Source organism: Kitasatospora sp. NPDC015120 (genome assembly GCF_043080305.1).
Classification (GTDB): Bacteria; Actinomycetota; Actinomycetes; order Streptomycetales; family Streptomycetaceae; genus Kitasatospora.
Genome location: NZ_JBIBVJ010000028.1, coordinates 29,904 through 55,432 on the forward strand (window position 1 = coordinate 29,904; position 25,529 = coordinate 55,432).

Sequence of the window (25,529 nt, forward strand, 5' to 3'; positions counted from 1 at the left end):
AGCCCGGACCTACCCAGGTTGCCGTGATCGCCGGCTGCCGAAGCAGCAGATCCCCGCGTTGCTACCCGGTCTGCTCTACTTTGCGGGGGAGTCACGCGTATGGACTGGCGGCATGGGCTTCTACGACCCTGCCCAGACTGACGAGATGCCCGTGCGGGCCTACCTCGTCACCGTGCAACAGTTCTCCGACATCGCCGCTCAGGAGATGCACCGAGAGCCCAACGGTGATCTCGACCTGACCCGGGCTCTTACCTCCGGACGTGATCAGCTTGGCCCGGGCCGATACGAGACCCTGGTCTGTCCGGGAGAGGTCGACGGTATCCCCTTGCTCACCTTCACGGCGCCTTGGTGCCTGGCCGACGCGGAACTCAACGCACCTTCCGTCGCCTATCTCGCCAACTTCTCCACCGGGCTCGCCGAGGCCCACGGATGGACCTTGGAGCGCTCTTCGAAGTACCTTGCCACGCGCCCCGGCGCCGCCGGGTATTGGACGGCGCAGACCGTTCTGGACGCCCTCCAGCCCTATGGTGAAACGGTGTCAGCATGACGGATCGGCAGCGAACGTCGAGGCAAGCTTGTCCGATCGTTGATCGACACGACGAGTTCGCTACCGCTACTCGCGCGTTGTCCACGGGAGTAGGCTGTCATCGTCAGTGATCCAAAACGAACTTCGCCGCCCGGACCCGAAGGTCCGGACGGCGTTCAAGTGGGTCGGCGCCCCTGGCCGGGGGCGGTCCGTCCCGGTCGACCACGCAACGGGTGGTGACGTGTTGAAGGGTACCCGCAGTGGCACCCCCTCATACGCGCGGCACCCCGCCGTGGAGTCGACCGGGAGTTCCCGGGTCTCACTCCGGCGGGGTGCCGTCGTCGTGTGTATGGCCGGCCACGGCGGCCCCCAAGGCGGGGGTGTCCCGTGACCTAGCCCTCGTCTGCGGCGCCTGACCCCGGCAAGGGTCTAAGCTCCGCCGCCGCTCTCCGAACTTTCCACCCGGACCAGCGGCCTTCTGCTCCACCTCGCTCTCGGGCTTCCGACCGTTGAGCGGGGCTTGCTGGAGATCGGCTTCCGACCGACCACCAGCGGCACTACCGGTTCTGCACGAACCAAGCACGACCCCCGAAAGGGACGCACGTAGCACGACCCCCCGAAAGGGGACGCACCAACCGGCTCCCTCACCAGGAGCCGCTCGCAGTCGGGGCCCCGGCAAGGGCCTCGGCTGCACCGCACCACCGCGACTCGTAGGAGAGGAGGCAGTTCGGCACCCCCCGGAGGGGGCTTCTTTCACACCCGCAGGGGGTGCTTCCTACCAACACCCCCGAGGGGGCGCCGTTGCGTCCCCATGTAGCTGTAGGGAGCTTTGTCATTTTGGCGCAGGTCAGCAGGCCTTTCCAGTCCCGCCGTGTCCCCGTCGCGGCGGGTGGTGTCCCCGGTTTGAGCTCGGACGATGGGATCCGGGAGGGGGGAGATCTCGCCTCCCCCGCCCCTGCCTTGGCATTTGCGGCAGACCGGTTGACGGACCGGTTGTCGGAAGCCGCCGCCGCCAGACCTATGTCTGTGACTGACATCACACGTTCGGGTGATGGTGTCGGGGGTGCCATGGACGGACTTTCGGGTGTAGTTCCGGCCGCCCGGCTGGTTCCCGGACAGCGCCAGGAACCGGCCGACGTCGCCGTGCCGGTCGCGGCGAAGAAGGTCGCGTGGGTGCCGCAGGACCACCAGCTGCTGTCCGGGGCGGCTGGGCGGATCGCGCTGGACGGCTACAGCTGGATGCAGGCCGTGCACTGGCTGCACGGCACCGGCCTCTACGTGCCGACCCACGGCCCGAAGTTCGGCGAGACCACCATCAAGTTGGCCGAGGTGCTGGCGCAGCTGACGCCGTGCCGGCCGACCATCGGCTACCTGATGCGCGCGCTCAAGTCCAGCAAGCGGACCGTGCAGTACCACCTGGGGATCCTGCGGGTGACCGGCCTGCTGGCCTGGCGCTCGATCGGCACCCGGCTGCCGATGGCCGAGGGGCAGAAGCGGGTGGAGAGCCTGGCGTCGGAGTACGAGCGGTTGATCCCGCTCTCCTACGACCAGGCGCTCGGCATCCGGACTGCGGGCGAGGGTGTGGAGCGGCGGATGACCGGGATCTCGCTGGAGGGGCGGTCGGTCATCGCGGAGCTCGGCCGCAAGGCCGCGAAGAAGCTCCGCCGCATCCGCCGCACCGTCCGTCAGACCCGTGCCCAGCAGTCGTCGGGAACCTCGCGTTGCACCCCAATGGGGGGTGGTATCACCACTGAGGTCAGCTCTTCCTCGATGGGTGATTCAAAAGCTACGGGCGAGGCCCGTGTCGAGAACTCGATCACCAGGAAGAAGCGGGCGGCGAAGCCCCGTCCGGCGGCCGGGCAGGGGCGCCGCACGGTGCTGGGCCAGGTCGTCACCGCGGCGATGATGGTTGCCGGGGACAAGCTGGCGAAGGCCGCCTACCGGCGGCTGCCGTGGGTCCGCAAGGCCTCGCACGACCAGCTGCGGTGGGTGCTGAACGACGTCGCGGCACGGGGCTGGTCCGAGGCGCGGGCCCTGGCGTGGCTTGGCGAGATCGCGGCTCAGTACCCGAGCATCGGCGGTCTGGTCTGGCGGCCGGAGCGGCCGCACGCGCTGATCGCGCACGCCCTGCGCCAGGAGGCCGAGCAGCGCGTCCTGGACGAGCAGCTCCGGCAGGAGAGTGCCGCGCGGGTCGAGCCGATGGCCAACACCGAGCTGCGCGAGTTCCGGGAGCTCACGGCCCTGTTCGACCTGATGCCGGACCATGAGGCCGAGCCCCGGGTGGAGACCGCCGGGACCAGCATCGGCGAGGCGTGCTTCTACCCGCAGGCCGCGGCCGCGCTGATGGAGGCGAACCCCGACGCCGCGATCGACCGCTACGGTGCCGACCTGGTCGGCCGGTTCGCCTACCTGGCGGCCAGCCCGACCGTCCAGCTCGGAGGTCGGGGCCGGTGACCGACCAGATGCTCACCATCGACCAGCCGGCCCCCGACCTCGAGGATCAGGACGGCCAGGCGCCGCAGCCGAGCGGCGCCGACCTGGCCCGGATCGCACTGCGGGCCGCCCGCCGCGCCGCCCGCGCGGCCGGGAACGCCACCATCAAGGGCAAGCAGCCCACTGCCGGGGAGATCTCCCGGCAGGGCCGCATCGCCCGCGAACCCGCGGGCCTCGCCGCGATCATCCCGGCCATGGCCGGCGCTCGCGGATGGGAGCTCGGCACCGGACGCGGCACCCTGCGCGACCGCTGGAAGACCATCGTCGGCACCGAGAACGCCCTCCACTGGGCCCCGGCCGGGTTCGACCCCGACACCCGCACCCTGCGCGTCGTCGCCGACTCCCCGGCCTGGGCCACCAAGCTGCGCCTGGACACCCGCCGGCTCCTCCAGCAGCTTGACCAGCACCTGCCGCCCGGCAGCGTCCGCGCCATCGACGTCCGCGTCGGCTGGCCCGAACTCGACGCCCCGGACCTCCCCCGCCGCCCCGCCGCCCAGGAACCGTCCGAGCCCCGGCCCAACCTGCTCCCCGACAGCACCTCCTACCAGGAACTCCGCCAGCAGATGCGCCAGCAGCTCCAGGCCCGCGAAGCCGCCCGCGAAGAAGAGCTCGCCCGCCGCGAGCAGCTACTGCGCGAGCACTACGGCTGGCTGCGCGAACCCGAGTCCGCCCACCGGATGGCCGTCGACCAGCAGGCCGCCCAGGAAGCCACCGCCCACGACACCCACGCCCGCCGCCTGCGCGAATCCCACCGTGCCGCACTCACCATCGCCCGCGCCACCCGGGCCGGGGCAATCCCGCTGCGCACCGCGCCGACGATGACACCCAGGAACGAGGCATCCGCGGCTCTCCTGGATACCGCATGACCAGTTGGCCTGGTACGGAACAATCAGTGGCTGCTCTGCTCCTGGCTGTGAGGGGATCAACGGTGGTTGAAACGATTGAGGGCCGGGAGTGCCTTGGCGAGGGCTGTCCCGTCTGCATGCAGGGCCGCAAAGGGCTCGACCGGTTCTTCGACGACGTTGACGAGTGCCACCGCCGGTACGGGCAACCGGGGCTGTATCCCTTCGCTGCTGGCAGGCACACGCTCCACCGCACGCCGTGCTCCAGCGACGCCCACGAGATGTACGGTGCTGGGACCGACGCAGGGCACCACCGGCCGGTGGGCAGTCGCTACGAGTCCTGCCTCCAGACCTACAGCCACCTGCCCGAGCTGGACCGGGACGATCACTTTGCGACCCACTATCCCTATCCGGCCCTTCTGGCGATGACCAGGGAAGAAGCCCTGTCCTGGATGAAGGAACGGACCGGCCCGAAGGGCGGAAAGAGCTACAAGCTCTGCCGGGTCTGTGTCCCCGAACTCTGACCCGGCCGCGACGCCCCTCGCCGCCCGGCCCGCGGCCACCACCCGACCGCTACGTCGAATCTGCGGCACGCCCACCCGGCGGCCGCCACCCAGGAGGAGGACCAGGTGACCACCCAGTCCGACCACGACAGCCCCACCCCGGCCCGGCCGGGCACACTGCACGAGCTGCGCACCGCGCTCTCCCGCTACGGCCTGCCCGGCGACCGCGACCAGTTCGAGCAGGACCTGGCCGCCGCCCTCGACGCCTCCTCGATCGGGTGACCTCGCCGCCGTCGCCGAGGTGATCGCCACCTACCGTCACCGCCTCGTCCTGCGCACCGACGAGCAGGCCATGAACTCCCTGGCCGCGCCGATCGGCGGCCAGCGCTGGACGGCGGCCGGCGACGTCTTCGCCCAGCTGCGCGCGGCCGGCGCCGACCGGTGACCGACCAGACCGAGCGGCCGGCCCCGCTGCACGTCTTCCTCTCCGATGCCGCCAGCCAGGCCCTTGCCGGGCTGTGGCCCAGCGAGCTGGACACGGTCGAGAAGCTCCTCAAGCGCCTGGCGGTGTTGCCGCGGCTCGGTATCCCGGTGCCCGGCGGAGCGGGGCCGATGGGGTCAGCCGGACGCCCTCCCAGGCGGCCGAGGGGCCACCCCCGCGCAGGCGGGGCCGATGACGCGCCCTCGGTGGTGTGCAGGACCCCGCAGGGGCCACCCCCGCGCAGGCGGGGCCGATACGCTCGTCGTCGACCAGTCCAAGTACTTCGCGGGGCCACCCCCGCGCAGGCGGGGCCGACGCGCCGAGCCCCGACCCGAACGCCCAGGCACGGCGGTCACCCCCGCGCAGACGGGGCCGACGTGACGTGCTTGGCCTACGGGAGCGGCTTCACGGGGCCACCCCCGCGCAGGCGGGACCGACAGGTGACCGGGTCATGATCTACCGACGTCCGGGGGGCCACCCCCGCGCAGGCGGGGCCGACCGTCGGCGGGCCCGGGTCGGGACCGTGTGGACGGGGCCACCCCCGCGCAGGCGGGGCCGACGTCGCGGCAAATCGACGGTGCTGTACATCCCCGCGGCCATCCCCGCGCAGGCGGGGCCGATGAGACCGGGGTCGTGGTGATCCGCAAGGCTGAGGGGCCACCCCCGCGCAGGCGGGGCCGATCCGACGAGGCCGACGATCGCGTAGTGCGCGGCGGGGCCACCCCCGCACGGGCGGGGCCGACACGCCCACCCGTTCCTCAGGGAGGACCCCCGTGGGGCCACCCCCGCACGGGCGGGGCCGACTGCTGGGCCGGCACGCTCACGCACGTCGAGCCGGGGCCACCCCCGCACGGGCGGGGCCGACGGGCGGAGTTCTTGGTGGGGCAGGTGCTCTCAGGGGCCACACCCGCACGGGCGGGGCCGACCCACGGCCGGAGGGGCACCGGGCCTTCGGCGCGGGGCCACCCCCGCACGGGCGGGGCCGACGTGAGGGCCTCCAGGGGCGGGGCCATGCTGCTGGGGCCACCCCCGCACGGGCGGGGCCGACCTGCTGGCCGCCCTCGCGGGAGCCAGCGCCCGGGGGCCACCCCCGCACGGGCGGGGCCGACGGTCGAGGTCGGGGTCCATGGGGTCTCCTCGGGGGGCCACCCCCGCACGGGCGGGGCCGACGGCCCAGCCGGCCTCGCAGGCGTCGCGTTCGGCGGGCCACCCCCGCACGGGCGGGGCCGACCTCGGCGAGCACGGCCACCTGGTGGACACCGACGGGGCCACCCCCGCACGGGCGGGGCCGACTGGAAGCGTGGCGGCCTGGGCGTGCAGGACGGGGGGCCACCCCCGCACGGGCGGGGCCGACCTCCTCACCCGCCGCCTCCACCTGGAGAACGGGGGGCCACCCCCGCACGGGCGGGGCCGACACTTCCTGACCTGCAGTCCTTCACGGCAGAGTACGCCGATTCATTCGGTCCGATTCACACTCGCTGGAAACGTCTCTGCGCGGCCGGGGCCGATCCTCGCTGACAGCCCCGCCCTACACGAGGGGGTACCCCGCGAGGGCGGGACCGACGTCTTCGCTGGCGCGGTAGTGGTGGCCGCCCCGGGGCCACTCCTGCGCAGGCGGGGCGGACGCTACTCCGGTTCACCCTCGCCGGCCGTGAGCCACAGGCGGGGGCCGACTAGCTAGGGCCCCGTCCAGCGGATCATGACGTCGTAGGCTTCGGCGTATGCACAGTACGCTGACCGAGCACGCCCGGTGTCTATGGGGAGATGAGTACCATCCGACACCGGCGTGCGATCGAGAGCACGACGAGCACTACTTCATTGAAGAGCTGACCTTCGCCGATGCGGATGCAATCCTCGCGATGCTGCGAGAGCTCTGCCCGCATGTGGTTGACGGTCAACTCCCGGTGCGGATTCGCAATCTTGCCTATCGGCTCGTGCTGCTGCAATGGCCGGGCCAGCCCGCTCTTCTGCGGGAGGCCGCGCAGAACCTGTGGCTGCATGGCCCGGACTGGGACAACATCGCGGCGGAACTCACGCAGGAGGCCGAAGAGCTCGAAGCCCGCTGACAAACTGAGCCGTCAGGCCCTGATGCCGTAGGGTCACCCCCCGCACAGGCGGGGCCGACTGTACACCGCTCACGCCGAAATGCACGCCACCGGGGTCGACCCCGCACGGGGCAGGACCGACTGGCTTCACCTCGGGCGCGGACAAGGCCAGGAAGGGCCCCCGCGGGCAGGGCCGAGCCGCACAGCCTCGACCAGAAGTACGCCGTCGCGGGGCCACCCCCACGCGGGCGGGGCTGACAGCTTGTCGTTCGGCAGGCTCTCGACCTGCACGGGGCCACCCCCGCACGGGCGGGGCCGACCAGCGCATCGCCGGCGCCCCCCGATCACCCGCATGGGCGGGGCCGATCGGCTCGACACGTACGAGCTGGACACCGACGGGGGGTCACCCCCGCGCAAGCGGGGTCGACTCTGGCCGGTGATCTGGTCGGCGCGGGCGAGGAGGGGCCGGCCGCCCCCACACGGGCGGGGTCAACATCCCGATGTTCCCGATCCGCACCACCACCCGGGGGCCACCCCCGAACCGGCGGGGTCGACGCGATCCAGCTCCGCGAGGAAGCCATCCGCCGGGGGCCACCCCTGCGCAGGCGGGGCCGATTGCGGGCCGAGCGCTGGCCGTCGATCAGCGCGGGGGCTACCCCCGCGCAGGCGGGGCCGACGCGGAGAACGGCCACCCCGAACTCCAGCAAAAAGGGGGCCACCCACCCCCGCGCAGGCGGGGCCGACCCCGCGACGGCTACCAGACGATGTCCGAGCACGGGGCCACCCCCGCGCAGGCGGGGCCGACGCGTCCTCGCCGACCAGAGGGCACGTGTCGCCCGGGCCACCCCCGCACGGGCGGGGCCGATCTGGAGCAGATCCGCGGCACGATGGAGACCGGAGGGCCACCCCCGCGCAGGCGGGGCCGATGCCTGGGCATCCTGCTGGGCGAACAGCAACTCGGGGCCACCCCGCGCAGGCGGGGCCGATGGCCAGGCCCTGGTCAAGCACGGCTACGGCCGGGGGTCACCCCCGCGCAGGCGGAACCGACGGTCCGGGCGGCAACACACCCAGCGCCGCGGCGGGGTCACCCCCGCACAGGCGGGGCCGACCGCGCTGTCCGGCACGGGCCGACCCTCGACGCGGGGTCACCCCCGCACGGGCGGGGTCGATCGGGCACAGGCGATCGTGTCGGCGGTCTCTGCCGGGTCACCCCCGCACGGGCGGGGCCGACTCCTCCCAGCCGTCGACGCGCTGGAAGTAGCCGGGGCCACCCCCACACGGGCGGGGCCGACGGCATCGCCGGCGTCCAGCCCGGGGACCTCGTGGGGGCACCCCCGCACGGGCGGGGCCGACCACATCGGGATCGGGGTGTCGGTCCGCCGGCGGGGGCCACCCCCGCGCAGGCGGGGCCGACATCTACGACTGGCGCACCGAGGACATCTGGCGGGGGCCACCCCCGCGCAGGCGGGGCCGACGAGGTGGACCTGGTCCCGGAGCATGGACCTCAGGGGGTAACCCCCGCGCAGGCGGGGCCGATCACCCTGGCGAACCCCACCGCCGCCGTCCGCCCGGGGCCACCCCCGCGCAGGCGGGGCCGATCCCTACGGCAAGAACACCTACGGCAAGCCCCTGGGGCCACCCCCGCGCAGGCGGGGCCGACGGGCTGGAACTCGGGGCCAGCCACCGCCCGTCCGGGCCACCCCCGCGCAGGCGGGGCCGACACCTGCGCGCACTTCAGGTAGAGGCCGTCCGCGGGGCCACCCCCGCGCAGGCGGGGCCGACGATACACCGTTCATCAGGCCGGTGACCGGGTCTGGGCCACCCCCGCACGAGCGGGATCGACCGCACGGGCGCCGGTCGGGCCCGTACACCAGGGGGCCACCCCCGCACCGGGCGGGGTCGACCGATCACCGCCGTGATGCACTGTCCCAAGCCCCAGGTCACGCCCTGCACTGGCGGGGCCGATCCGAGCGTGCCCCGGCCGAGGACTGGATTTTGGGGTCACCCCCGCACGGGCTGGGCCGATGCCGGGGTCGCGGGCTTCACGCCCTGCTCCACTGGGTCACCCCCGCGCAGGCGGGGCCGATCTGCTGGACCGCGAGGGCATGTCCGTCCTCGCGGGATCACCCCCGCGCAGGCGGGGCCGATGCGTCCACCAACGTCAACGGGGCCACCATCTCGGGGCCACCCCCGCGCAGGCGGGGCCGATCGGCCCTCGATCCGTTCGAAGTCCTCGTCGAACGGGCCACCCCCGCGCAGGCGGGGCCGATATCCGGGCCTGCCGCAGCGCGGCCGACCCCGGCGGGCCACCCCCGCGCAGGCGGGGCCGATGGGGCACCGGCCGGGATGGGTGCCGCGGCCGCAGGGCCACCCCCGCGCAGGCGGGGCCGATCAAGCCCCGACCTAGCGCCTCGACACCGCCAGGGGGCCACCCCCGCGCAGGCGGGGCCGATTGACCGATGCCCCTGCCTCACGTGACGAAGCTGGGGCCACCCCCGCGCAGGCGGGGCCGATGCGCTGTCCGGACGGCCTGCTTGTAGGCCGCCGGGGCCACCCCCGCGCAGGCGGGGCCGACCGTCAGGGGCCACCCCCGCGCAGACGGGGCCGATGTCCAGCAGGGTGACGGCAGCCTGTTCGGCTGGGGGTCACCCCCGCGCAGGCGGGGCCGACGCGCCGAGCCCCGACCCGAACGCCCAGGCACGGCGGTCACCCCCGCGCAGACGGGGCCGACGTGACGTGCTTGGCCTACGGGAGCGGCTTCACGGGGCCACCCCCGCGCAGGCGGGGCCGATCCGACGAGCCGACGATCGCGTAGTGCGCGGCGGGGCCACCCCCGCACGGGCGGGGTCGACTTGTTGCCGCGGGTGATCATGGACCGCTGTCCCGGGCCACCCCTGCACGGGCGGGGCCAATGACTCGACCCATCCCGTGCGGCGGAAACCGTTGGGGCCACCCCCGCGCAGGCGGGGCCGATGGGTGGGAATACCCGAGCCAGCCCGGACAAACGGGGTCACCCCCGCACGGGCGGGCCGACCTGGGCGCGGTGGCGTCGCGCGGGGTGTGGCGGGGGCCACCCCCGCACGGGCGGGGCCGACGTGAGGTAGCCCGAGGCCTCGACGATGGTGTGGGGGCCACCCCCGCACGGGCGGGGCCGACCAGGTGGGCTGCGTGACGCACTGCTTCCGGTACGGGCCACCCCCGCACGGGCGGGGCCGACCCGGGGATGGAGTTCGAGGAGTTCATCCCCGAGGGGCCACCCCCGCACGGGCGGGGCCGACCGACCGGCGAACGTCCTTCTCCGGTCTGCTCCGGGGCCACCCCCGCACGGGCGGGGCCGACCCGCTGGTCGAGAGCCCCGTCCGTCAGCCGAGTGGGGCCACCCCCGCACGGGCGGGGCCGACACGCCCTACCTCGCCGCCGTGATCGGCGCGGGAGGGCCACCCCCGCACGGGCGGGGCCGACCAGGGGTAGGGGCCCAGGGTGTCGAGTCGGACGGGGCCACCCCCGCACGGGCGGGGCCGACCGAAGGGAAGTAGCAATGGCTGATCCGATCGCGGGGCCACCCCCGCACGGGCGGGGCCGACGCGCCGACCGATCGAGTAGCCGATCTCGAAGAGGGGCCACCCCCGCGCAGGCGGGGCCGATCCGGGCGTGAGCGTGGCCATTTGTCGCCGTACGGGGCCACCCCCGCGCAGGCGGGGCCGATTTCTCCAGGCGCTCGCGCTCGGCCGACATGAGCGGGCCACCCCCGCGCAGGCGGGGCCGATACGCCCTGGGGTTTCGAGGCCCGGGTGCAACTGGGGCCACCCCCGCGCAGGCGGGGCCGATTACGCGCGGTGCCGCCGGAACCCCGACGCCCGCCGGGCCACCGCAGGCGGGGCCGATTCGCCGTCCGGGTCGGACACGTCCCAGACCACGGGGCCACCCCCGCGCAGGCGGAGCCGATAGCACCGCATTCACCACTTATTCGCCTTTCCATGGGCCACCCCCGCGCAGGCGGGGCCGATGAGGTGAAGACCGGCTCCGGCCTCCCCGTGTGGGGGCCACCCCCGCGCAGGCGGGGCCGATCGCTCCCAGAGGGAGTGCAGCCACCACAGCGCCGGGCCACCCCCGCGCAGGCGGGGCCGATTCCCGAGAAAAGTAATCGGGAGCCGGAGGACGAGGGCCACCCCCGCGCAGGCGAGGCCGATGCTGGAGAAGGCGGAGGCGGAGGCGGCCGTGAGGGGCCACCCCCGCACGGGCGGGGCCGACGCGCGCACCGTGCGCGCACGTGGGGGTCCCGGAGGGCCACCCCCGCACGGGCGGGGCCGACGCGGCCCGGCGCTTGGCCTCCAGCTCCGCGTCGGGGCCACCCCCGCGCGGGCGGGGCCGACGTCCTCGATGTCGCCCCTACCGTCCCGAGCCCGGGGCCACCCCCGCACGGGCGGGGCCGACTTGGTAGGGGACACCTCACCCGCTTCCCAGCGCGGGCCACCCCCGCACGGGCGGGGCCGACAGGTTGGCCGCGGGCCAGGAGTCGATCTTGGCGGGGCCACCCCCGCACGGGCGGGGCGACCAGGATCTGGAAGGCTCGCGTGCGGGCCTTGGTGGGCCACCCCCGCACGGGCGGGGCCGACGTCGTCGGGGTCGTGGTCGCCCGCGCGGAGGGGGGGCCACCCCCGCGCAGGCGGGGCCGACGAGGACCCCCTCCCCGCCGAACGGGCGGTCAGGGGGCCCCCGCGCAGGCGGGGCCGACCAGCGCATCGCCGGCGCCCCCGATCACGCCCCGGGGCCGCCCCCGCACGGGCGGGGCCGACCAGGAGACCGGCCTCACGGGCCTGCAACTGGAGGGGCCACCCCCGCATGGGCGGGGCCGATCGTCAGCACCGCCCCGACATCACCCTCGACGAGGGGTCACCCCCGCACGGGCGGGGCCGACTGGTAGCACCAGTAGAACTCCGGGGGTGTGAAGGGGTCACCCCCGCGCAGGCAGGGCCGACGGTCCGCACCCAGGCAGCGTGATGGGCGGCGAGGGGTCACCCCCGCGCAGGCGGGGCCGACGGAGAGGGTCATCCGCGGCTCGCGACGGCCCAGGGGTCACCCCCGCGCAGGCGGGGCCGACCGGTGTCGCGGGGTCTGCGGCGGATGGTGACGGGGGCCACCCCCGCGCAGGAGGGGCCGACCGCAGCAGGCGCTCAAGGGGCCGTCACCCCCGCAGCCTCGTGGGGGGCACCTTCGCATGGGCGGGGTTGGGCTGTTTTGGTGTCAAGGAGCGGGGAGCTGATCCTACCGCCGGGGTGCTGGGCGCGGGTTCTGATGAGGGTTCAGGTCCCGATTGTCAGACCCTGGGTCTAGCGTCACCGAGTGGCTACTATCCGTGCCCGAGTAGTGGGGACCGCTCTGTGACGCGACCGTCGTTCGATGTGGTGGTGAGGCCGTGGATCACGGCCCGCGTTCGTACCGACCTGACCCCTGAGGAGGTCGCTGAGCTGCCGGTCCGGTGCCGGCCGGGGGAGGGCGTGGCCCTGGGTCTGGCGGAGGTCTTGACATGGGCTCATCTGCTGGAGCACGTCGACTGCCCGGATCCGGCGTCGGAGTCCGCGCTGCTGCGGGTCCTGGTCGCGATCACGGCCCGGGTGACGGGCCTGGACGTGGCGGAGGATTGGGACGACACCCGGTGGGACGTCCTGGAGGCCGGCCGTCTGGACCCGGGCCGCGTCGCCGCTTACCTCGACCAGCACGCCGACCGGTTCGACCTGTTCGACGAGCGGCGGCCGTGGTTGCAGGAGCCGCGGCTGGCCGAGGAGTGCACGGGCAGCAGCGGGACCGGGCGGCTGATGATGACGCGTCCGTCGGGCAGGAACCATGTGTGGTGGCCGCTGGAGAAAGGCGGGCTCGGCGGCCCGGTGCCCACCGAGGAGGCCGCGCTCGGGCTGTTGACGTGGCTGTTCTCGGGGCCATCGGGGACGGCGGCGAACCGGCGCCGGTCGGACGGGAAGAACAGCCACTACACGGTGGCCGGCCCGATCCGGGCGCTGGTGTCGTGGTTCCCGGCGGGCCGCAGCCTCGCGGAGACGCTGGTCCTGGGGGTGCCGTCGCCGGACACCTGGCCGACGAACCCCGGCCGGGACGAGGCCCCGTGGGAGGCCAAGCGGCTGCCGGACCCGCGACTGCCCGCGGCCCCGGCCGGGCCGGTGTCGCTGCTGACGGCGCGCGCCTCCCATGCGCTGCTGCTGAAGCCCGACGCCGACGGCGGGCACGTGACGGACACGTGGATCACGTGGGCGTGGGAGAACGAGCTTCCGGAGGCCGACGACCCGTACGTGATCCGGCGGGACGAGGGCGGTCGGGTGCGGGCGAACTCGGCGCGGGTGGCGTGGCGGGACCTGGACGCGCTGCTGCTGAAGACGGTGCCGGGCAAGACGCCTCGCCACCGGCCGGCCGTCCTGGCGTCGGTCTCGCGTCTGCCGCGGGAGACCGCGGCCGGGCTGCGGCTGCGCGCGTACGGTCTGCACCAGGAGCGCCGGGACCCGGAGACCGCCTGGTTCACGGCTGTCACGCCGCCGGTCCTGGGCTTCCTGGAGGAGCTGGACGAGGACGGTGCGGCCGCGGTCTCGGCGGCCCGGTCACGGGCCGAGGGCGTCGCCGGGGGCCTCGCGAAGGCGCTGCGGGCGGCGTGGCAGGGGTTCACCGGTGACACGAAGGTGTGTCCGTGGGTGGATTCGGCGCTGCCGGTGTACTGGTCGCAGGCCGAGGCCGAGTTCTGGAAGGCGGTCGTTCCGGACGGGTCGGGGGAGCGGCCGCAGCCCGGGTTCCAGAAGGTCTCGACGCGGGTGTTCGACGCCGTGACGGAGGCGGCCGCGCTCACGCCGCGCGGGATGCAGGCGGTAGAGGAGGCCCGTGCGGCGATGCTCAGGCCGCCGAGGGGGCCGCGAAAGAAGAAGTCGGCGGCCCCGTCGGACGGTGGTCAGCGGCCCGGCTGACCGGGCCGCGAGTCCGGTGCCTGTCGGACCCGCCCGGTGCCCTGCGGTTAGGGGGCCGGGCCGGTGTTCCGTCCGTGCGGCGCGGGTCCGCTTCCGTGCCCTCGCCCTGGCCCCGCCCGCCCGCCGGCCCAGCCAGTCGGCCGGGTGGTGCGAGACGGCCCTCGTTCGTGATCTCTGTCCCGCCGCCGGCGGGAGTCCTACCTCTCAACCCTCATCGAGGAGCCCATGTCCGTCGAATCGCCGAACGCCGCGGAGCAGGATCCGCTCGAGCACCAGCGCGCGTTCATGCTGCACGTCCACCAGCAGTGCTCCACGCCCGGCGGCCGCGCCGCGGTCCGCTCCGCGCTGATCGACCCCCACCAGCCGTTCCGCGCCTACGAGTACCTGCTGAACCGGATCCCGCGGTGGACGAACCGCGCCACCGAGCGCGCCTACGTCCTGACCGCGGGCATGTACGCCGAGCAGGCCCCCAACCCGCGCCTCGACCGGAAGCCGAAGCCCCCCGCCGGCCTGACCGCCCCCGTCGAGGGTGACCGCTGGCGCAACGTCGGCTGGTCGCTCGCCCGCGCCGTCCACGGGAAGGTTCTGAGCGAGGACACGGTGAAGGACAGGCTGCTGCTGATGTCCCGCCAGGACGCCGACGCCCTCACCCGCGACCTGCCGCCCCTCGTCGCCCGCCTGCGGGCCGGCGACGTCCCCGTCGTGTGGCCGCTGCTGCTGCGCGACCTGACCCGCTGGGTCGACCACCCGACCGACACCGCCCGCGCCTGGACCCGGGCCTACTACCAGTACGACCACACCACCAAAACCGCCACCGCGACCACCGAGGAGACCTCCTGATGAAGCGCCGCCTGTACCTCGACCTGCATGTCATCCACTCCTACCCGCTGTCCTGCCTCAACCGCGACGACCTCAACATCCCCAAGACCGCCTTCTACGGCGGTGAGCAGCGCGGCCGGATCTCCTCCCAGTCCGGGAAGCGGCACGTGCGGGTGGAGGTGGAGGACCGGCTGGGGGAGTGGGCGGTGCGCACCAAGCGGTTGCCGGAGTGCATCGCCGGCGAGCTGGTGCGGGCCGGGGGCTGGGAGGAGGAGCTGGCGCAGCGGGCCGGGCGGATGGTGGTCCTGGCGGCGGACGTGAAGGGCGTGGCTGTGGACGGGGACAACGACACGAACAGCATGCTGTTGCTGCCGAAGGGCGGGATCGTGGAGCTGGCCGGGGTCGCGGTCGAGTATCGGGAGCTGGTCGAGGCCGGTGTCGACAAGAAGGCGGAGGCTGCGGCGCAGGCGAAGCTGGTGAAGGCCGCGGGGAAGCGGGTGTTGGAGGTCCTGCGGGGGCGGACGTCGAGCATTGCGGCGTTCGGGCGGATGCTGGCGAACGAGCCGGGGTCGGCGGTGGCCGGTGCGGTGCAGGTCGCGCACCAGCTGACGACCCACGCGCTGGCGGTCCAGCCGGACTACTTCACGGCGGTGGACGACGTCACGCATGGTCAGGAGGACGAGTCGGGGTCGGCGCACCTGGGGACGGCGTATCACACGTCGGGGACGTACTACCGGTACAGCTCGGTGAACCTGCCGGAGTTGGCCGGGAATCTGGGTGATGATCCGGTGGCGGCGCGTGAGCTGGCGGTGGAGTTCGCGCGGGCGTTCGCGGTCGTGGTGCCGTCCGCGCGCAAGGGCTCGACGGCGCCGTTCACGCCGCCGTCGCTGGTGCACGCGGTGCTGCGCGGGGACCAGCCGGTGAACCTGGGCGGGGCGTTCGAGAAGCCGGTCACCGCGGAGCGCGGGAGCGGGTTCGTGGAGCCGTCGATCGAGCGGCTGGCCGCGCACGCCGGCGCGGTGAACGCCTTCCTCGGGAAGGCCGGCGTCCTCGCCTCCGCGCACACGGTGCTGACCGGCGACGCGGTCGACGACCTCGGCGACAACGCCGGGTCTCTCGAGAAGCTCCTGTCCGGCATCGGTACGGCGATCGGTGAGCGTCTGTGAGCGGCGGTCTGCTGCTGCACCTGGCCGCGCCGATGCAGTCCTGGGGCAGCCCTTCGCAGTTCGGGACCCGGTTGACCTACCCGTATCCGACGAGGTCCGGTCTGACGGGGCTGTTCGCGTGCGTGCTCGGTCTGCCGCGCGGCTGCGACGTGGGGGAGTTGGCCGCGCTGCGGTACACGGTGCGTATCGACCGGCCGGGCCGGCTCCTGCGGGACTACCAGACCGTCGGGGGTGGGTTTCCGCGGGAGAAGACCGTGATCACGGCGGCCGGCGGCCGGCGTCCCGTCGATGAGGCGACCCTGCAGTCGGAGCGCTGGTATCTGGCCGACGCGGCGTTCACTGTCGCCGTCACCGGCCCGCCCGCCGTCACCGAACGGGTGGCGGAGGGTCTGCGCCGACCGGTGTGGCATCCCTACCTGGGGCGCCGCTCCTGCCCTCCCAGCAGTCCGATTCTCGTGGCCGTCGTCGACGATCCCGGGGCGGAGCTGCGCCGGCTGCCGCTGCACCGGGAACCCGACAGGTCCGACCCAGCCGGGGGTTTCGCCGGCTCGCGGTCGGGCGACGAGGGGCGGGCGGTGGAGGTGGTCTTCGTCCACGACACCGACCCGGGCACCGGCCACCCGCCCGTCACCCAGGTCCGCGACCAGCTCCCCGCCGCCGGTGGGCGCCGCTTCGCCGACCGCCCCCTGTGGGAGACCCGCCACACCTTCACCCACGACCAGCACGCCGGCACCGGCACCGCCTGGATCACCGCCCTCACCGCCTACACCCGGGCCTGACCGCCCAGACGCCACCGGCCCCGCCCCTCGCGGGGGAACCGACCACCGACCCGGAGAACCACGTGACCCGCCTCACCCTCCTGCGGCTGAACCCCCGTTCCAGGGACGCCGCAGCCGACCTGCGCAACACCAGCCACATGCACCAGCGGATCATGGGCATGTACCCCGACGCGCTCACCAGCGGGGACGCGGCCCGCCGCAGTCTCGGCGTCCTCTACCGCATCGAACGAGCCCCCCAGGCGACCACGGTCCTCGTCCAGTCGACCCTGGCCGCCGAGCCCACCACTCTCCCCGAGCACTACGCCACCTGCCAGCAGCGTGACCTGACGCCGCTGCTGGACTGGCTCGCCGACGGCCGCAAAGTCCGGTACCGCATCGACGGCTCACCCACCCGCTCCGCCCGCGACGGCACCCGTGACGCGGGCGGCCGCCTCAACCGGGGCAAGCCCGTGCCCCTTCACGGCAAGGACGCGATCGCCTGGTGGGAACGCAAGGCCCACACCGCCGGCCTCGACCTCCACGACATCCTCGATATCCCGCAGGAACCCGCCACCGGCCACCGCGCCACCGGGCCGATCCGCCACACCCTCACCCGCTTCGAAGGCCTCGCCACCATCACCGACCACCAGGCGCTCCGCACCGCCGTCACCGACGGCATCGGCCGCGGCCTCGCCTACGGCGCAGGCCTTCTCAGCCTCGCCCCCCACCGCGAGTAGGGAACTCGCAGAGCCCCCAGCCCACCGCAGGTCGCAACGGGCCCGCTCCGCCAGGGCGGAGGTGACCCGGCGCGAACGAGATCGGCGGCCTTCCGCTCGCTGCCCGCTCCGCCTGCGCGGGGGGAGACCCGTGGGCGCCGGGGGACATCGTCATCCTCGACCGGTCGGCCCCGCACGTGCGGGGATGGCCCCGCGACGGCGTACTTCTGGTCGAGGCTGTGCGGGTCGGCTCCGCCCGCGCGGAGGCGACCTGGAAGTTCCTGGCGTCCGTCGACCGCCACGAGCGATCCCCTCTGCCCGCGCGGAGGTGACCTGCTGCTGGTAGTGCCCACAGCGACTGTACGTCGCACCGCTCCGCCGCGACGGAGCCACCCGCCGGGTCCGAGGGCGGTGTCCCGTCGTACCTTCCGCCCGTGTGGCGGCTCCTTGGAGGTGTTCCGTGATCGATACCAGAGTTGCCGGTAAGCGCCGCGGCCTGACCGGCCCGTACCCCCTGGTGTGCCACCTGGTCGACACCGCGGTGATCGCGGGTGCGCTGTGGGACTCCTATCTGACGTCCTCCCAGCGAGAGCTGATCGCCGGCGGATGGAAGGTGGACCTCGTGCGGGCACGGAGGCTGGTGATGCTGGCAGCGGGCCTGCATGACATCGGGAAGATCACCTTCTGTTTCCTGCGGGGAATCAAGGAGACCGGCGGCCTGCTGGCCGATCCGCGGTTCCCGGCGCCGGCGGGCTGGGTGAACGACGAGTGGATCCCGCACCAGGTGGCGAGCCACTGGACGCTGCCGCAGATCCTTACGGGTCTGGGATGGCCGCCGGTCGAACGGCCGTGGAGGTCCGTGGCGCACCAGTTCGCCCAGATCCTTGGCGGCCACCACGGCGTGTTCGGCGAGGCGCTGTCGCCCGCGGCCACGGCCGATCCACTGAGGGCGCTGCGCGGGCTGGGAGTGGACGGCTGGGCCGAGCAGCGCGAGGAGCACGTGCGGGCGGTGCTCGGGGTCTGCGGGTCCCCGCAGGCGCCGCAGCACCTGCTGCCCGCCGGGGCGGCGGTGGTGGTGAGCGGGCTGGTGGTGCTGGCGGACTGGCTGGCCTCCAACACCCAGCAGGTGCAGGGCCGCCTGGACAGGTGGAACGGCGATCTCGCCGCGCACACCGCGAGAATCCGGCAACGGGCACCATGGGTGATCGCGCACGCCCAGGTGGCGGCGCCGGCGTGGAAGCCGGTCACGACCTTCACTGACCTGTTCCCCGACATCAAGGACCCGTACCCGCTGCAGGCCGACGTCGCGAAGCGGCTCGCGGACCTGGTGGACGGTCCGGGGCTGGTCCTTGTCACCGCGCCTACCGGCGACGGGAAGACCGAGACGGCCCTGTTCGCCGCCCGGGTCCTCGGCGCGGCGGCCGGGGCCGGGGGCTTGGCGGTGCTGTTGCCGACGATGGCGACGACCGACGCGATGTGGCGCCGGGTGAAGAAGTTCACGGCCCGGGCCGCCGGGGTCGGGACACCGGTGACGCTGCTGCACTCGATGGCGTGGCTGAACGAGGACTACGATCCGCGGCGGGACGAGGTGGTGGCGGACGGCTGTGTGTCGACGCAGGCCGCGCAGTGGCTGCACGGCCCGCACCGGGGGCTGCTCGCCGGGGTCGCGGTCGGCACCTGGGACCAGGCGGCGCTCGCGGCGCTGCCGGTGCGGTTCAACGTGCTGCGGTGGCTCGGGCTGTCGGGCAAGACGCTGGTCATCGACGAGGCCCACAGCTACGACGCCTATGGGCACCGGCTGACCCAGCGGCTGCTGGAATGGTGCGGACACCTGGGCATCCCGGTGGTCCTGCTGTCGGCGACCCTGACCGGCCGCACCGCCACCGACCTCGTCGGCGCCTACCGGACTGGCACCCGGCGGACCGGCGCCGGCCACACCGACCCGGAGCCGATCACCGCCCCCTACCCGGGCTGGGTCCATGTCTCCGCCAGGACCGGGAGGGTCACCCCACACGGGCCGCTGCCCACCACCCGCGAACGCGAAGTGACCGTCGACCACCACACCACCCGCCACACCCACGACCCGGCCGTGCCCGGCGGCCGCGCCGCCCGCGTCCTGGCCGAGCTCGAGCCCGCTGCCGGCGGAACGGGCTGCGCGCTGGTCGTGTGCAACGTGGTCGCGGACGCGCAGGCCACCCGCCGAATGCTCGCCCAGCGGTGGGGCGAGGACGGCCCCCAGGTCGTGCTCCTGCACGCCCGGCTCCCGTTGTGGCAGCGGATCGAGCGCACCGCCCTGATCGAGGGGATGGTCGGATCGAAGGGCACCCGCCCCGCCAGGCCGCTGGTGGTCGTCGCCACCCAGGTCGTCGAGCAGTCCCTCGACTGGGACTTCGACCTGGTGATCTCCGACCTCGCCCCCATGAGCCTGCTCCTCCAGCGCGCCGGCCGCTGCCACCGCCACGACCACCCCAGGCCCGCCTGGGCGCCGCTGCCGCGGCTCGTCGTGCTGTCCCCGCCGGGCGGTCTGCCCGCACCCACCTGGGGCGACGTCTACGACACCTCCCTGCTCCGCCGGACCTGCGAGGCGCTCCGTCGGCTGGAGGGGCCGATCGCGATTCCGGGCGCCGTGCCCGGCCTGATCGCCGACGTGTACGACGCGGCCTGGGATCCGGCCCGGATGAACGGCGACGACGCTCAGCGCCTGGCGAGGGAGCAGGCTCAGGCCGCGGCCGCCGACATGGCGATGATCCCGGCACCGGCCCGGGTGAAGGACCTGTACCCGCTGACGTCGGCCCTGGACCCGGACCTCGCCGTCACCCGCCTGGGCGGAGAATCCCGGCGCATCCTGCCCGTGTGGCCCGCCGACACCGGCTGGACCTTCGTTACCGCCGACGGCCCCGCCGAACTGCCTGACAAGCCGAGCAAGGACGACATCCGCACGATCATCCTCTCCACCGTCCAGGTCCGCTCGACCTGGCTCGCCGGCGCCGGACCCGAAACCCTCCCGCCCAGCCCGTGGCAGGACATCCCCGCCCTACGCGACATCGCCCTGATCCCCCACGACAGGACGACCGGAGGATGGCGAGCTCCGGATGGCCGGACGATCCGCCTGGACCCCGTGGACGGCATCATCCGCGAGTAGCCGTGTTCGCACGGCGAAGGCATCGAGGCAGCACGATCGGCTACCGGTCCGGCCTGGGCGCGCAGAAGGCGGCCACGATCAGGTCACCAGCCCGGTCGCGGTTGCCGGTTCGGCCCGGCGTGCAGGCACCGGTCCCTTCCCACGGCACCGATGCCCACAGGCCAGCGGCTGGACGCTGCTGACCGCCCGGTTCAGGGGTGCGGTGTCCAGCCCAACGGGGTGAGCGAAGTGTCGGTCAGGATCCGCGTGACGGTGTCGTCGAGGGTGCTGTCCTCGCCGATGACGTGTTCGAGATCGCCGGGCAGAAGGTCCAGCGGCCGTGTTGTAGCCCCCGGGACTTCTCTGCACTTCGCCCGATTGGGCGATCGGAGCCGCCGGGGCCTGGTGCACGGCCGAGCATGTAACCCTGTGGATCCGCCCTCCACCGCCGTGATCCACTGAGGCCATGAGCTTGTCCGTGGATGTGTTCGTCGTCGGCGAAGACGACAAGATGGACCTGCTGGACGTCCCGGAGGGCAGTTCCGACCTCGCGGGCTTCGAGCGCTGGCGTACCACCGTGTGGGGGTCCGACGCTGTGCGCTCGTTGGGGGCGAGGTTCTTCCCAATCTTGGCCAGCGGTGACTGGCTCAAGGTGGCCCCGGACCAGGTGGCGGACTTCCTGGGTGAATGCGCCCTGCTCCGTAGCAACCTCGAAGTTGTCGCGCCCAGCGCCGACCCGGCGAAGTCGCATGCTGAGTACGTTCGGCAGATCTCTGAGCGACTGGTGAACATCGAGGACGCTGCCGAGCGTGCGCAGAGCGTCAGGGGTGGTGTGGTCATCTGGTAGGGCGTCCGTTCTGGAGGAAATTCGGCGGGCGATCTGCCCGTGGCGTGGCAGGATGGCGCCATGACGTTGATCCGAAGGGGCGATGCCGCGTAAGTCGCCCGGCGCCATGCGCGCCCAGACGCGGTTGATTCGGGGTCAGTCCCGACAGTTCAGTCAGGTCCGAGGCTTGCGACGAAATGCCCAAGCTGCGGTCTGGCGTCTTGAAGCTCGCAGGTTCTGGCCTGGGTATTTGAGTGAGGCGCTGAGCCAGTACGAGCGGTTCTTGCGCCAGCCTGGTCGGTGGCTCTATGTGCCCTTGGCGGACTGCCCGTGCCACGACGTGGTCGGAGGCCGGGACAATCTGCAGGCCATGCTCGATGCGCTGCCGCCGGCCGCGCGCCGTGAACTCAGTCAGATCGTGACCCGGCTCGATGCGGAGTTCGAGCGGCGCACGTTGCCGGACCCCTTCGCGTCTGAGCTGCTGTGCAGTGTGTGGTTCGACCCTCTGAGCCGGCCGTGGTGGCACCTGCGATTGACCAAACCGTAGGCGAATGCGCGAGGGCACCTGCCGCTCCCCGCCGCGGGCGGAAGGCGTCCATCGGCGGGGGGCGGGCTCGCGCGAGCTGATGCGTATCGCGGGTTCATAGAGGTGACTCCTCCGGTGGAGGGATGGCCGAGGCCGAGGAAGGCCGACGTCGACGACGGACCGGCTGCTGCGGCGGCTGGCTTCATCTCTCTTGCCGCGAAGGAAGGTGATCCGCAGGGAGGACCTGGTCTCGTCTCGGTGAGCTCGGGGTTTGGCTGATCTTGGCCTGCGCGGGGGAGCGACTGTGTGGAACTGCGGCAGTGGGGCTTCGTCGAGCTGTCGGGGATCAGCAGGGCGCACCCTGTTGACCTGTCCTTAGCGCTGCCCCTAGCGTGCCCTGGTGGCTTCTGAGGCGTTGTTCGTGATGATTCATGTGGGCCAGAAGGTCGGGCACCAGCGGAACCTGGAGCACGGGATGGTGACGCGCTCCTGGGGCTTTCCGAAAAAGCCATACTGGTACGGCCAGCTGGAACCGGAGTTCGCGGTGCTGGTGACCGGGGCGGCTCCGCGGGTACAGCCGGAGTCGTGGGAAGCAAGGTCTGTGCGGATGGTGCTGTGCAAGGTGCAGGTCGGCCTGTACGAGGGCATGGCACCGCACTGGCCGGACGAGGTGGCCGAGGAGCGGGTCATCTACCCTTTCCGGCTGGGCCTGGAGCCGCTTGCCGTGCTCGATGATGTGCCGCTGGGCCCGGACGGTCCGCTCAGCGCGGAGGCGTCGCAGGCGGCGCGTCGGTCGGGGACCCAGCAGGGAGTGGGGTACCTGGTGGCGATGGACCCGCAGCCGTTGTTCGACGCGGCCGGCATCGAGGCCGATTGGGCTGCGGATCATGACGTCCCGCTCGCCGCGACGCCGGGGGTGACACTCGAACAGTTGGAGGGGCCCAACAGCCCCCGACGTGGGCGGCGGGGCGCGGGCCGGCAGATGGATCCGGAGAAGCGCAGGGCAGTCGAGTTGTATGCCGAGGAGAAGGCCGTCACCCACTACCAGGATCCCGAGCGAGGTTGGACAGCCCACAGGGTCGGCAAGCCCTACGACCTGCGCCTTGAGCGGGAAGGGCTGGAGCGGCGAGTGGAGGTCAAGGGAACCACCGGCGCCCCCACCAGCGTGGAGCTGACCGTGAACGAGGTCTTCCACGCCCGCGATACTCGCCACACTGTTGACCTGTTCATCGTCAGCGACATCAAGGTCACCAAGACGGACGGCGTGTACCACTGCAGCGGCGGCGACGTCCTTCTGCTGGAGGACTGGCAGCCGGCCGAGGAAGACCTGCGCCCCACGCGCTACCAGTACCTCGTTCCCCAGCCGCCCGCCGCCGCCCAACCATAGCCGCAGCCCTGGCTCGTCCGATCTGGCCTCCTGCACCCAGGGAACGCGGCGTTCGGCATTCACACGCGGCATGCGTGAGTGCGAACGGCCCCCTGCGGGCCGGATCCGCGTGCCCAGGCAACGCCGGCCGACCGTCGGGCCGTACTTGCCCAGCGCGGGGGACTGCCGGGGTGCCTCATGTAACGCCTTTGACCGAGGAGACGACGATGCCGCTACTGCGGATGCCCGGGCACGAGTTCGTCGCCCGCTGTCAACAGGAAACGCTCGCCGATGATCTGGCCGAGTGCCACCGGGAAGCGCGACTGGGCCGGCTGGAGGACGGGGAGATTCGGTCCTGGCGTAATAGCCTGCCCGCTCTGGCCCGCGTGCTGGACGAAGCCGGCTTGCAGCATGTTGAGGTATTGATCGAATACCAGCTGGCCCTGTCCAGTCTGCGGGCCGACGTGGTACTGGCCGGCTGGCACCCGCACACATCCCAGCCGTCCTACGTCATCGTCGAGCTCAAGCAGTGGACCCACGCCCGGTCTCTGCCCGACACCGAGGACCTCTGCCTGCCGGGGATCGGCAACAACAACCGGGCCTTCTTGCATCCGGTCGCCCAGGTGCGGCGCTACTGCCAGTACCTGCAGGACTTCACCACCGTGCTGGACGCGGAACCCGACGCTGTGGCCGGCGTGGCCTACCTCCACAACGCCGCTACCACCGGGGTGGCCGACCTGCTCGCCCTTGAAGCCGACCACTACGGGCGCCTGTTCACGCACAGCACCCGCGATCAGTTGATCACCTATCTGCAGTCGCGTCTCTCACCCGCTCACGGCACCAGAGCCGCCGACGAACTCGTCGACAGCCCCCTGGCACCCAGCCGTCCTCTACTGCGTGCGACTGCGGAAGAGATCCTGCACGCCGAACGGTTCGTCCTGCTCGACGAACAGCAGGTCGCTGTCTCCTTGGTCCGCCGCGCGGTGAAGAAGGCCCGCGAAGCGGACAGCAAAGAAGTTCTCATTGTCACCGGCGGTCCAGGCTCCGGCAAAAGCGTCATCGCCCTCCATCTGATGCGCCACCTCGCCCACGACCGCCACACCGTGGTCCACGCCACTGGATCCAAGTCCTTCACCCGCACCCTCCACCACGCCGTCGGCACGGACAACCCGCGCGTCCGCAAGCTGTTCAGCTACTTCATGAACTTCGCCGACGCCCCCAAGAACGGTCTGGACGCGCTGATCTGCGACGAGGCCCACCGCATCCGCGCCCATTCCGTCCGCCACCGCGGCGTACGCCAGATCGACGAACTCCTCGACGCCGCCCGCGTCCCCGTCTTCCTCCTGGACGACCACCAAGTCGTACGCCCCGGCGAGATGGGCAGCCGCAGCGCGATCGACCAGGCCGCTGCTGCGCGAGGCCTGCGCCCACGCCACATCGACCTCAACGGCCAGTTCCGCAACGGCGGCAGCCGCGCCTACGAACAGTGGGTCCTGCGCCTGCTGCAGTTCACCAACGAGCCCGTGACCGAGTGGACCGACGAGCGGACCTTCCAGGTCCGAGTGGTCGACTCTCCCCAGCAGATGGAAGACCTCCTGCAAGCCAAGGAGGCGCAGCACCTCACCGCTCGCATCACGGCCGGCTTCTGCTGGCGTTGGAGTGACCCGCGCCGGGGCCGTCTGGTCGACGACATTGCGATCGGCTCCTGGCGCAAGCCGTGGAACCTGCGTGGTGAGTCCCGTCTGGACGGTGTCCCGCCGTCCTGGTTATGGGCCACCGATCCCGATGGCTTCGGCCAGGTCGGCTGTATCTACACCGCCCAGGGCTTCGAGTACGACTGGAACGGTGTCATCCTCGGAGACGACCTCGTCTGGCGTCAGGACCGCTGGGTCCCCAACCCTCGGGCCAGCAGGGACCCCGCGCTCAGCAGGACCACGCCCGACACCTTCTTCCGCCTGGTTCGCAACACCTACAAGGTCCTCCTCACTCGTGGCATGTCCGGAACCCTCCTGTATTCCACCGACCCGGAAACCCAAGCGCGACTGCGTCGACTGGTTCCCTTCCGTAACCAGTGATCATGGCCGGTGGTTGCGAGGTCCCATACACAAGGCGCCGTGCCACCCGTCGCGGACCTCTGTCGGCGCGGGGAGGACGCCTGGAGGACCCCACGACGTGGTGCCGGGCGGGCTGGCCCCCGCGCTCGCGGGGAGAACAGCGTGAAGGCCCGCTGGTGTTCGAGCGGGTCCGAATGCCCCCGCTTGCGCGAGGAAGACGCGCACGGCGAGCTCACCGAGCTCCAGCACGCCAGCTGACCCCCGCGCCTGCGGGGAGGACTGAACTACGACCCGAGCACGGCGGCGGATACGCGGCTGACCCCCG

General features: G+C 72.9%; 17 protein-coding genes and 4 CRISPR repeat arrays (1 of these 21 only partly in view). All 17 genes read left to right on the forward strand.

Features of this window, described 5'->3' with window-relative positions; all coding sequences use genetic code 11:
* Nucleotides 1-112: 112 nt before the first annotated feature.
* The 17 genes from ACF1AK_RS33715 (at nt 113) to ACF1AK_RS33795 (ending at nt 25,225) form a co-directional block, all read left to right on the forward strand.
* Nucleotides 113-547: a hypothetical protein gene (locus ACF1AK_RS33715; RefSeq protein ID WP_391502637.1), complete on the forward strand. Its 435-nt coding sequence runs from the start codon at nt 113-115 to the stop codon at nt 545-547.
* Between the two features lie 1,047 nt (nt 548-1,594).
* Nucleotides 1,595-2,980 carry a hypothetical protein gene (locus tag ACF1AK_RS33720; RefSeq protein ID WP_391502638.1) on the forward strand — a complete coding sequence of 462 codons (1,386 nt, stop codon included), beginning with the start codon at nt 1,595-1,597 and terminating at the stop codon, nt 2,978-2,980.
* Nucleotides 2,977-3,885, forward strand: a complete 909-nt coding sequence (locus ACF1AK_RS33725; RefSeq protein ID WP_391502639.1) for a DciA family protein — start codon at nt 2,977-2,979, stop codon at nt 3,883-3,885. Before ACF1AK_RS33720 ends, ACF1AK_RS33725 begins: the two co-directional genes overlap by 4 nt.
* Nucleotides 3,886-3,911: 26 nt before the next feature.
* Nucleotides 3,912-4,385, forward strand: a complete 474-nt coding sequence (locus ACF1AK_RS33730; RefSeq protein WP_391502640.1) for a hypothetical protein — start codon at nt 3,912-3,914, stop codon at nt 4,383-4,385.
* Nucleotides 4,386-4,490: 105 nt separating this feature from the next.
* On the forward strand, nt 4,491-4,646 hold the full coding sequence (locus ACF1AK_RS33735; RefSeq protein ID WP_391502641.1) for a hypothetical protein: 156 nt from the start codon (nt 4,491-4,493) through the stop codon (nt 4,644-4,646).
* Between the two features lie 19 nt (nt 4,647-4,665).
* The gene (locus tag ACF1AK_RS33740; RefSeq protein ID WP_391502642.1) at nt 4,666-4,809 is read left to right on the forward strand and encodes a hypothetical protein; all 144 of its coding nucleotides are present in this window, start codon (nt 4,666-4,668) and stop codon (nt 4,807-4,809) included.
* 142 nt (nt 4,810-4,951) lie between these two features.
* Nucleotides 4,952-6,260: direct repeats of the CRISPR family, unit length 29 nt; unit sequence GGGGCCACCCCCGCACGGGCGGGGCCGAC.
* Nucleotides 6,261-6,566: 306 nt separating this feature from the next.
* On the forward strand, nt 6,567-6,911 hold the full coding sequence (locus ACF1AK_RS33745; protein ID WP_391502643.1) for a hypothetical protein: 345 nt from the start codon (nt 6,567-6,569) through the stop codon (nt 6,909-6,911).
* 379 nt (nt 6,912-7,290) lie between these two features.
* Nucleotides 7,291-9,464: direct repeats of the CRISPR family, unit length 28 nt; unit sequence GGGCCACCCCCGCGCAGGCGGGGCCGAT.
* An 11-nt stretch (nt 9,465-9,475) separates the two neighbouring features.
* A CRISPR array of direct repeats spans nt 9,476-12,051; the repeat unit is 28 nt; unit sequence GGGCCACCCCCGCACGGGCGGGGCCGAC.
* A gap of 247 nt (nt 12,052-12,298) precedes the next feature.
* Nucleotides 12,299-13,852, forward strand: coding sequence for a type I-E CRISPR-associated protein Cse1/CasA (gene casA, locus ACF1AK_RS33750; protein ID WP_391502644.1), 1,554 nt, complete (start codon nt 12,299-12,301; stop codon nt 13,850-13,852).
* 225 nt (nt 13,853-14,077) lie between these two features.
* Nucleotides 14,078-14,692, forward strand: a complete 615-nt coding sequence (gene casB, locus ACF1AK_RS33755) for a type I-E CRISPR-associated protein Cse2/CasB (protein ID WP_391502645.1) — start codon at nt 14,078-14,080, stop codon at nt 14,690-14,692.
* A complete protein-coding gene (cas7e, locus tag ACF1AK_RS33760) occupies nt 14,692-15,837 on the forward strand; it encodes a type I-E CRISPR-associated protein Cas7/Cse4/CasC (protein WP_391502646.1) in 1,146 nt (381 codons plus the stop codon). The genes casB and cas7e overlap by 1 nt, the downstream gene beginning before the upstream one ends.
* Entirely contained in the window at nt 15,834-16,616 is a 783-nt protein-coding gene (cas5e, locus tag ACF1AK_RS33765) for a type I-E CRISPR-associated protein Cas5/CasD (RefSeq protein ID WP_391502647.1), read from the forward strand. Before cas7e ends, cas5e begins: the two co-directional genes overlap by 4 nt.
* A gap of 62 nt (nt 16,617-16,678) precedes the next feature.
* A complete protein-coding gene (cas6e, locus tag ACF1AK_RS33770; protein WP_391502648.1) occupies nt 16,679-17,332 on the forward strand; it encodes a type I-E CRISPR-associated protein Cas6/Cse3/CasE in 654 nt (217 codons plus the stop codon).
* A gap of 439 nt (nt 17,333-17,771) precedes the next feature.
* Nucleotides 17,772-20,453 (forward strand): CRISPR-associated helicase Cas3', encoded by a 2,682-nt coding sequence (gene cas3 / locus ACF1AK_RS33775; protein WP_391502649.1) that lies wholly within the window; start codon nt 17,772-17,774, stop codon nt 20,451-20,453.
* 445 nt (nt 20,454-20,898) lie between these two features.
* Nucleotides 20,899-21,279 (forward strand): hypothetical protein, encoded by a 381-nt coding sequence (locus ACF1AK_RS33780; protein ID WP_391502650.1) that lies wholly within the window; start codon nt 20,899-20,901, stop codon nt 21,277-21,279.
* Between the two features lie 229 nt (nt 21,280-21,508).
* Entirely contained in the window at nt 21,509-21,805 is a 297-nt protein-coding gene (locus ACF1AK_RS33785; protein ID WP_391502651.1) for a hypothetical protein, read from the forward strand.
* A gap of 379 nt (nt 21,806-22,184) precedes the next feature.
* Nucleotides 22,185-23,171: a DUF3883 domain-containing protein gene (locus tag ACF1AK_RS33790; protein ID WP_391502652.1), complete on the forward strand. Its 987-nt coding sequence runs from the start codon at nt 22,185-22,187 to the stop codon at nt 23,169-23,171.
* 188 nt (nt 23,172-23,359) lie between these two features.
* Nucleotides 23,360-25,225: a DNA/RNA helicase domain-containing protein gene (locus ACF1AK_RS33795; RefSeq protein ID WP_391502653.1), complete on the forward strand. Its 1,866-nt coding sequence runs from the start codon at nt 23,360-23,362 to the stop codon at nt 25,223-25,225.
* 232 nt (nt 25,226-25,457) lie between these two features.
* Nucleotides 25,458-25,529: a CRISPR direct-repeat array (repeat unit 29 nt); it runs 740 nt beyond the window's last position.